A 6,903-nucleotide genomic window follows, 5' to 3' on the forward strand; every position below is an offset into this window, starting at 1 on the left:
CTGGGCGGCTACGGCGGCGGGCTGGACCGCAAGCGTTGGCTGCTCGACCACGAGAGCAGGGCGTTCGGCGGGGGCGCGGGGCGGCTGTTCTGAGACAGTGACGCTCCAGGGGTGCGGCGCGACTCGAACCGAGGTCACGTCGCGGCGTGGGCACGCGGCCCGCGCTAGCCGAACCTGGTCGCGCTGAACTCCGGGATGGCGTCGGCGCCCTCAAGCAGCCCGGCGATCAGCTCGCCGAACAGAGGTCCGAACTTGAAGGCGTGTCCCGAACCGCCACCCGCCAGGACGACGTTCGGGTGGGCCGGGTGGCGGTCGAGCACGAAGCGCTCGTCGGGCGTCTTCGTGTAGAGGCAGGTGGCGGCGCTGGTGGGCGTGGCGCCGACCCCGGGTAGGAGTGCCGTGGCCGCCGCGATCGTGGTCTCCGCCAGGGCCGCGTTCACCTCGAAGCTGCGCTCGTCGGCACTCGGGACGGCTCTGGCCCCGCCGTTGTCGGCCACCTTCACGACGTGGGGGTACTCGAAGGCCGGGAAGCCGTAGATGCCGCCGTTGCCGTCGGCCACGCGCTCGATGAAGACGGGCATGCGGCCAGTCTGGTGGGCGGCGAGGTCGCCCGTGACGGGCAGGTAGATGACCTGCTGCTGCTCGACGACGAGCGGCAGGCGCGCCCCGTCCGCCAGTCCGGCCAGCCAACCGCCGGCCGCGATCACGAGACGCCCTCCGTGATAGGTGCCAGCTGCGGTGGTGACGGTCACGCTCCCGGGTTCGGCCGCCACGTTCAAGACGGGCTCCGACTCGCGCAGCGTGGCGCCCCTCGCCGCCGCGGAGCGCAGCAGTGTGGCAACCGCGCGGGTGGCCGGCAGCACGGCACTGGCCGGGTGGTACACCACCGTCTTGTCGTCAGGCACGGCGAAGACGGGAAAGCGCTCGCGCAGCTCGCTCCCGCTGAGGCGCTCGCCCGGGCTGCCGGCCGCCGCGAGGGAGGCGAGCATGGCCGTGGCCTGCGGGTCGTTGGCCGAGAAGAGGTCGATGCCGCCGGTGCGGTGGAGGAGCCGCTCGCCCGTCTCGGCCTCGAGGTCCTGCCAGAGCGCGTCGGCGCGGACGGCCAGGCGGGTGTGAAGCTCGTCGACGTACGCGTGCCGGAAGATGCGCGACCCGCCGTGCGACGAGCCGCGCTCGTGCAGGAACGGGAACTGCTCGAGGAGCAGCACGGAGCCGGCGCCCGCGAGGGTGCGCGCGGCAGCGCTGCCGATGACGCCTGCGCCGATGACGATGGTGTCGAAGGTGGGCATGGGTCAATGTAGCTAACCTATGGGTGGTCGAGTCCGAGAAGGCGTGCTCGGACAACAATTGTCGCGGGCCTGGCGCCAAGTCGCACGGTGTTCGCGGGGGAGGTCGTCATGCCGAGGTTCCATCTCAACGTTCCCAGGCAAGTGTCCGAGCGCGTACGCCAACTGGCGAAGGACCAGAACCTAAGCATCTCCAGGTACCTGGCGCGGATCGTCGAGCGTGAGGTGGAGACGGGTTGGCCAGCGGGTTACTTCGAGGAGGTCATCGGCGGCTGGGTGGGCGAGCCGCTAGACCGTCCTGAGCAGCCCGGCCTCTAGGCGAGGGACAAGGTGCGCTAGGCGACGGACCAGCCGGCGGATTGTCACGGCCGGACCACTGCCGCCGCGTCCCCACTCCGACCCACCCGCCGCCGCACGAGCACGACGATCGCCGCGTGTGCCAACACCGCCACCGCCAGCCCGACCAGGTGACCGGCCAACCCGAGCCCGTTGGCTCGTGCCACCACCACCAGCGCCCATGTGCCGAAAGGCACGAACAGCGCGGCGGCCGTCAAGAGGCCCGGGTTGTAACTCCTCAGCACGGCGGCCATGACGATGTGCAGCACGGCGTTCAGCAGCGTGGTGTAGATCAGGATTAGTCCGAAGCCAACGTCCACCAGGCCGGTCAGCAGGAGCACCACGGCGCCAAGGAGCCAGACGGCGCCCACGTTAATCCACATGGTGGCGCGCGGCGTCAGCGCGTCGGCCCCGCCCGCCACGCGCAGGTTGATGAAGCGCCGGAAGCGGTCGCGGTAATGCTCCTCGACCTGGTGGACGAGGTAGAGGAGCAGCAGCAGGTAGGTGAGGGTCAGCCCGCTGGGCCACGCGCCCACCGCGAGCGGCAGGAGGCAAGCCAGGAACGCCGCCGCCACGGTGCCGGCGAACGGCCAGTTGGAGTCCAGCCAGGCGAGCGCGTTGGGGGTGACGGTCGGGATCGCGTGCTCGTCGGGCGTGCGGGGTTCGGGCGTCATGACCGCCTCCTCTGGACCACCCGTGGCGCGGGCCGACCCGACCAAGTGTGGCGCGCGGGAGACACGCGCGCTGTGACGGGCCGCGGCGAGCACGGTGCGGTGGACCGCGAGGGAGCTTCCGCACAGCGCCCTCGGGTGACAAGCGTCTACCGTTCGGGCATGAAGCCTAGGCTCCTGACGCTGTTCCTCGCGGCCGCTCTGCTGGCGCCGCTCCTCGCCTCGTGCGGCGTGGCCGGCGCCACCCCCAAGGAGATGGCCACCGCCAACGAGCTATCGCGCGAGGTGAACGCCGCCCGCACCGCCGGCGCCACGTGCGGGGGAGAGTGGAAGGCTCCCGTGCCCGCGCTAAGGGTGGACCCGCTGCTCGTGAGGGCCGCGCAGGACCACAGCGAGGACATGCTGGCGCGGGGCGTGCTTTCGCACACTGGTGCCGACGGCAGCAACCCGGGCCAGCGGATCGCCCGCACCGGCTACGAAGCGGCCACGTGGGGCGAGAACGCCGCCGTGGGCCACACCAGCGTGGCGAGCGTGATGGCCGGTTGGCTGGGGAGCGCCGGGCACTGCCGCAACGTCATGAACCCGGGCGTGACGGAGATGGGCGCCGGGCGGGCGGGGAACTACTGGACGATGGTGTTCGCGCGGCCCAGGTGAGAGTCTCTCAGCCAAGGCGCCGCGTGCGAACCAAGCACGTCACCGGCGCGCTCCACCAGCCCGGCTATGCGGCCCGGCCGGTCGGACTCGACCACCTCGAATACCCCAGCGCTTCATCCGCTCGGTGGCAAAAGGGCTGGTTAGCGGTGAGCGGCCCGGCCCGACCTCGTGGGGGCGGGTTCGACGTGTGAGCGATGTGGCACGACCTTTGTTTCTTGATCTCCGTTCGGGTCTCGGCCGCCGTCCAGGTAGCGGGCGATCGCCGCCAACACGAGCGCGTTGATGCTCGTGCCTTGCAGCTCCGCCGTGAGCGCGAGTTCCTTGTGCTCGTCCGGCGTCATCCGCACGAAGACGTTCCCGGAGTAGGGCCTCTCCGGCTTCTCTCCGAGTTCGGCGCACCATTCGAGGTAGTCGTCGACAGCTTCGTGGAAGGCGTTCGTCAGCTCCGGGACGGTGCTCCCTTCGAAGTGGAGCACGTCGCGGAGCCCCGTCACGCGGCCGCTGAGCGAGCCGGCGTCCACGTCGATCTTCGCCTCGGCGGTGTAACCCTTGTACGGCTTAAGCCTCGTCATCGATAGCCTCCAGGAACTCCCTAACGCTCTCGATCAAGCCGGCACTGCACTCGTTGCCGGGGTGGGGGCGGTGGACGCCGAGTTTGCGCCCGCCACGCTGTCGGATCCGGAAGCGCGACCCCTTGCCCGGCGTGATCTGGCAACCCAACGCTGCTAGAAGGCTCTTCACGTCAACCCAGTTGATAGTGGTGGGCGTCGGTGTTCGCCGGATCTGCGCGAGCGTCTTCCTATGCTTGGAGTTCAGACCACGCACCGCGACTCCTGCGAGCCCCCGCAGTAGGTGATAGCATAGCATGCTAGCGATGTGACGGTCGCGTCCGTCGATGCGCCCTGGTTACTACCTGATGGATGAGGCCGGTGGTCTTCCGGGCGGCGGCCGGAGGCGGCGCCGACCGGGGGAGATCAGCATGTGCTCACTTGTTCCCGACGACCGCCCCGCGGGAGACTTCGGCCGCGGAGGCTCAGCTCTTCAGCCTGTTGGCTACCCTACCGGACGAGCACCGCGTCTTCCACGGCGTTCGGCTCCGCAACAGCGACCAGGACGGCAGGATCCTCGACAAGCGCGGCGAGACGATGAGGATGGAGAGCGACTGGCAGCGTTCGCATACGTCTCTTTGACGCGGCTTCGAGGCAGTACTGGCTGTTGTTGCCGGCGGGAGCCTGGGCAGAATCGCTGACCGGAGGTTGACAGTTGGGCTACGCACGACACTTCAACCTCCAGAAGGCGGCTCCGGCTACGGAGAAGGCCGTGAAGCCGTCGAGGCTGGATCCATCGATCCTGTCAGAAGAGGCGGGCGTCCCAGTGGAACTCGACGCGGCGCAGTTCTCTGACCTCGCCGAACGATGGATGGGCCGGGTTGAGTAGCAGGTTCGTGCCGTCGGGTACGAGGGCGCTAGGCACCTGCGCGGCCAGCGTCCGACGTGTGGTGAGCCAGCGGTCTCCAAGGTCACGGGTGGCCGTGATGCTCTGTTTCCAGCCAGCCGGCAGGTCGGTCAACCGGGTTATGTGACCGTCGGGTATGGAGAGCTCGATCCCGACGTAGGGCTCCTCGGTTGCCTCGGCCTCCAGATGGACGAGGGTCTCGAGCACGGCGAGTGCCAGGGAATCCGCCACGTAGACCATCCTGCTCCCCGGCTTGTTCCAGCGGCCGGGGTACATGGCGGCGCCGTCGCCTGACAGCGCGGTCGATTGCCACCGGGCATGCACGAGGCGCCAGGCCTTCAGAGGAAGACCCCGTGCTCGAGCCGACCAAGGGCTTGCATGACCTCCCACGCGCCCGGCTCGGTGTCGGCGAAGGCGAGGGGCGTCTGGCCGCCGAGGAACCGCTTCGGGGTCGTGAGCCAGTCCGCTGCGGAAGACCCGAGGACCTCCGTTGCACGCGCCATGAGCCGGCTGATGCGGAAGAGCCTGTCGGACTCGTCGACCTGGAACCTGCCCTCGCCCTTCCGGCGTTGCAGCGTGCGGGGCGACACGGAGATCGTCCTGGCGAGCTCGCTATGGCCCACACCCAAGCTGGCGGCGAGGTCCTCGAAGGCCTCGTACGGCAAGCCGGCCTTGATGGCGGCGATCGCGTCTCGCGAGGTTACGGGCTGAGCCTGCGTGGCCATATGCCGATCGTAGCACGCCATATGCCGCACCCCATGATCACCTTCTCCACGAGTATGCGGATAGCGGAGCGTCGTAGCCGATCGTCACCCTTAGGAGTCCTACCAGGCCGAGGCTGTAGGCTTGCGCGAGAGGCGCCCCACGTAGGAGAAGTGTTGGAAGCTTGCACCTGCGTTAGGAGCGAACGCGGCGTCGGAGGTAACTCGGGAGGCACGTGTGGGGATGGCCGAAGCGTCCAGGAACTCAGACCGAGGGAGCCGGCGTTTCGCGGCCGAGGCGGCGTACGCCGACAGCATCTTCCAGCAAGCGCAGGGCGACGTCGCCGGGGCCATCGCCGCAGCGGAACTGGCGCTCGAGCACGATCCCACTTACGCTCCCGCGGTCCTCACGGTAGGGAGCATCGAGTACCAGCGCGGTAACGACGCGGTCGGGCGGCGCCTCCTGCTGTCGCTCACGGCGCTGGCAGACGAGGGCGATCTGCGCGTGGTGCTGGACGAGGCCGGTGATTTCCTCATCGGCGAGGGCCGGTACGAGGATGGGCTGGAGTTCTACCGGGCCGCAACAGCGCGCTATCCGGACGACGTGGCGCTCCTGCAGGGCCTCTGCTGCACGGCTGACCACGCTGGGGCGTTCGAGTTGGCGTTGGCTGCGGCGACCAGCGCGGTACGGCTGGAACCTCACCGATCGGCATTGCGCAGCGACCTCGGCTGGAGCCTCTTCCGGGCCGGGAGGCTGCGGGAAGCCGAAGCGGAATTGCAGCTGGCGCTGGACCTCGACGAGGACAACGAACTCGCGGAGGAGAACCTGCGGGTGTGTCGGGATGCCCTGGCTGTGGAGGACGCCGGCTGAGCGCGTCCTGATCGAGTGCGGTCAGGCCACGCGCCGACCTGCGCGCGTCGCTCAGCTCCAGCCAGTGCGTGCCCCCAATGTGTCTACAATGTAGTGACGAATTGACCGTCGGCGAAAGGAGCGACATGGCGATAACCGGAGCCTCGACCACCTCGAATAGCGGTTCGTCCGAAGGCCGAGTTCTTGCCGCTCGCGGGTACGACCTGCGCGGTCACGCCACGGCTGAGAGGCTTCGGAAGAGCCTCGGCCTCGACGCCAAGAGCATGGCCGACTACCTGGGCATCGACGAGAAGACGTACTTCCGTCGCGCCCGCGGTCAACTCAAGGGTGGCGAGAGCCTGAAGGTCGAGATGCTCGCTGCCATACTAGAGGAAGCCACGCGCGTCCTGCACGGCGAAGAGGAAGCAACCCACTGGATCACGACCCCCATCATCAGCCTCGACCGTAAGCGCCCCATCGACCTTCTGACGAGCATCGGCGGTTACGAGCGCGTCAAGAACACCCTCACGAAGATCGAGTACGGGATGTACTGAGTGCTGGCTTGGCGCATCTTCGATCATGCCGCCGCTTACGCCACGCAACCCGGTTTCGACCCGCTCGACGGCGCCGGTGGACTTCAAGGCGCTGCGCGGTGGCACCACCGGGGCCACCCCATCCTGTACGCCGCCAGCAACCCCAGCCTTGCCCTGCTCGAGATCCTGGTTCACATCGACCCCCGGCGGTTCCGGGAGCAGACCCTCTTGCGGCTCGAGTTCGAGGACGACGTCGAACGGGTCTCGCGCGCCCAGCTCGTGCAACTCCTCCGGGACGCGCCTGCACACGCGCCCGAGGCTCGCACAAGGGACTACGGGAGCGCGTGGCTTAGAGAGAAGCGTTCCCTTGCGCTCGTGGTCCCTAGCCTCGTGATGCCGTTCGACGACAACGTCCTC

13 protein-coding genes are annotated in these 6,903 nt (G+C 68.7%); 7 read left to right on the top strand and 6 right to left on the bottom strand.

The genetic code is table 11. The annotated features are described in order from the left end of the window. Positions 1 to 93: MGMT family protein (locus H3C53_10990; protein MBW7917192.1), on the top strand; the 93-nt coding region annotated here is incomplete at its 5' end. Between the two features lie 71 nt (positions 94 to 164). On the opposite strand, the gene solA is transcribed toward H3C53_10990, so the two are convergent. Next, positions 165 to 1,289, bottom strand: coding sequence for an N-methyl-L-tryptophan oxidase (solA, locus tag H3C53_10995; GenBank protein ID MBW7917193.1), 1,125 nt, complete (start codon positions 1,287 to 1,289; stop codon positions 165 to 167). A 108-nt stretch (positions 1,290 to 1,397) separates the two neighbouring features. Here solA and H3C53_11000 point away from each other — a divergent pair, with 108 nt between their 5' ends. Continuing rightward, on the top strand, positions 1,398 to 1,604 hold the full coding sequence (locus H3C53_11000) for a hypothetical protein (protein ID MBW7917194.1): 207 nt from the start codon (positions 1,398 to 1,400) through the stop codon (positions 1,602 to 1,604). A 44-nt stretch (positions 1,605 to 1,648) separates the two neighbouring features. Here the strand turns inward: H3C53_11000 and H3C53_11005 are convergent, their stop codons facing one another. Next, positions 1,649 to 2,296 carry an HXXEE domain-containing protein gene (locus H3C53_11005; protein MBW7917195.1) on the bottom strand — a complete coding sequence of 216 codons (648 nt, stop codon included), beginning with the start codon at positions 2,294 to 2,296 and terminating at the stop codon, positions 1,649 to 1,651. 159 nt (positions 2,297 to 2,455) lie between these two features. Between H3C53_11005 and H3C53_11010 the strand changes: the two genes are divergently transcribed. Continuing rightward, entirely contained in the window at positions 2,456 to 2,947 is a 492-nt protein-coding gene (locus H3C53_11010; GenBank protein ID MBW7917196.1) for a CAP domain-containing protein, read from the top strand. Between the two features lie 140 nt (positions 2,948 to 3,087). On the opposite strand, the gene H3C53_11015 is transcribed toward H3C53_11010, so the two are convergent. Together H3C53_11015 and H3C53_11020 are read right to left on the bottom strand one after the other, a co-directional pair. Next, the gene (locus tag H3C53_11015; GenBank protein MBW7917197.1) at positions 3,088 to 3,519 is read right to left on the bottom strand and encodes a type II toxin-antitoxin system HicB family antitoxin; all 432 of its coding nucleotides are present in this window, start codon (positions 3,517 to 3,519) and stop codon (positions 3,088 to 3,090) included. Further along, complete coding sequence (locus tag H3C53_11020; protein ID MBW7917198.1) at positions 3,506 to 3,772, bottom strand: type II toxin-antitoxin system HicA family toxin; 267 nt, start codon at positions 3,770 to 3,772, stop codon at positions 3,506 to 3,508. The genes H3C53_11015 and H3C53_11020 overlap by 14 nt, the downstream gene beginning before the upstream one ends. A gap of 164 nt (positions 3,773 to 3,936) precedes the next feature. On the opposite strand from H3C53_11020, the gene H3C53_11025 reads away from it, so the two are divergent. After that, on the top strand, positions 3,937 to 4,137 hold the full coding sequence (locus H3C53_11025) for a hypothetical protein (GenBank protein MBW7917199.1): 201 nt from the start codon (positions 3,937 to 3,939) through the stop codon (positions 4,135 to 4,137). Between the two features lie 163 nt (positions 4,138 to 4,300). On the opposite strand, the gene H3C53_11030 is transcribed toward H3C53_11025, so the two are convergent. Together H3C53_11030 and H3C53_11035 are read right to left on the bottom strand one after the other, a co-directional pair. Then, complete coding sequence (locus H3C53_11030; GenBank protein ID MBW7917200.1) at positions 4,301 to 4,726, bottom strand: RES family NAD+ phosphorylase; 426 nt, start codon at positions 4,724 to 4,726, stop codon at positions 4,301 to 4,303. A 14-nt stretch (positions 4,727 to 4,740) separates the two neighbouring features. Further along, positions 4,741 to 5,127, bottom strand: a complete 387-nt coding sequence (locus H3C53_11035) for a DUF2384 domain-containing protein (GenBank protein ID MBW7917201.1) — start codon at positions 5,125 to 5,127, stop codon at positions 4,741 to 4,743. Between the two features lie 220 nt (positions 5,128 to 5,347). Between H3C53_11035 and H3C53_11040 the strand changes: the two genes are divergently transcribed. The 3 genes from H3C53_11040 to H3C53_11050 all read left to right on the top strand — a co-directional run. Continuing rightward, entirely contained in the window at positions 5,348 to 5,974 is a 627-nt protein-coding gene (locus H3C53_11040; GenBank protein MBW7917202.1) for a tetratricopeptide repeat protein, read from the top strand. A 101-nt stretch (positions 5,975 to 6,075) separates the two neighbouring features. Beyond that, on the top strand, positions 6,076 to 6,507 hold the full coding sequence (locus tag H3C53_11045) for a DUF2384 domain-containing protein (protein ID MBW7917203.1): 432 nt from the start codon (positions 6,076 to 6,078) through the stop codon (positions 6,505 to 6,507). Further along, on the top strand, positions 6,508 to 6,903 hold a 396-nt coding region (locus tag H3C53_11050; protein MBW7917204.1), incomplete at its 3' end, for an RES family NAD+ phosphorylase.

Source organism: Trueperaceae bacterium, from assembly GCA_019454765.1.
Lineage (GTDB): Bacteria > Deinococcota > Deinococci > Deinococcales > Trueperaceae > JAAYYF01.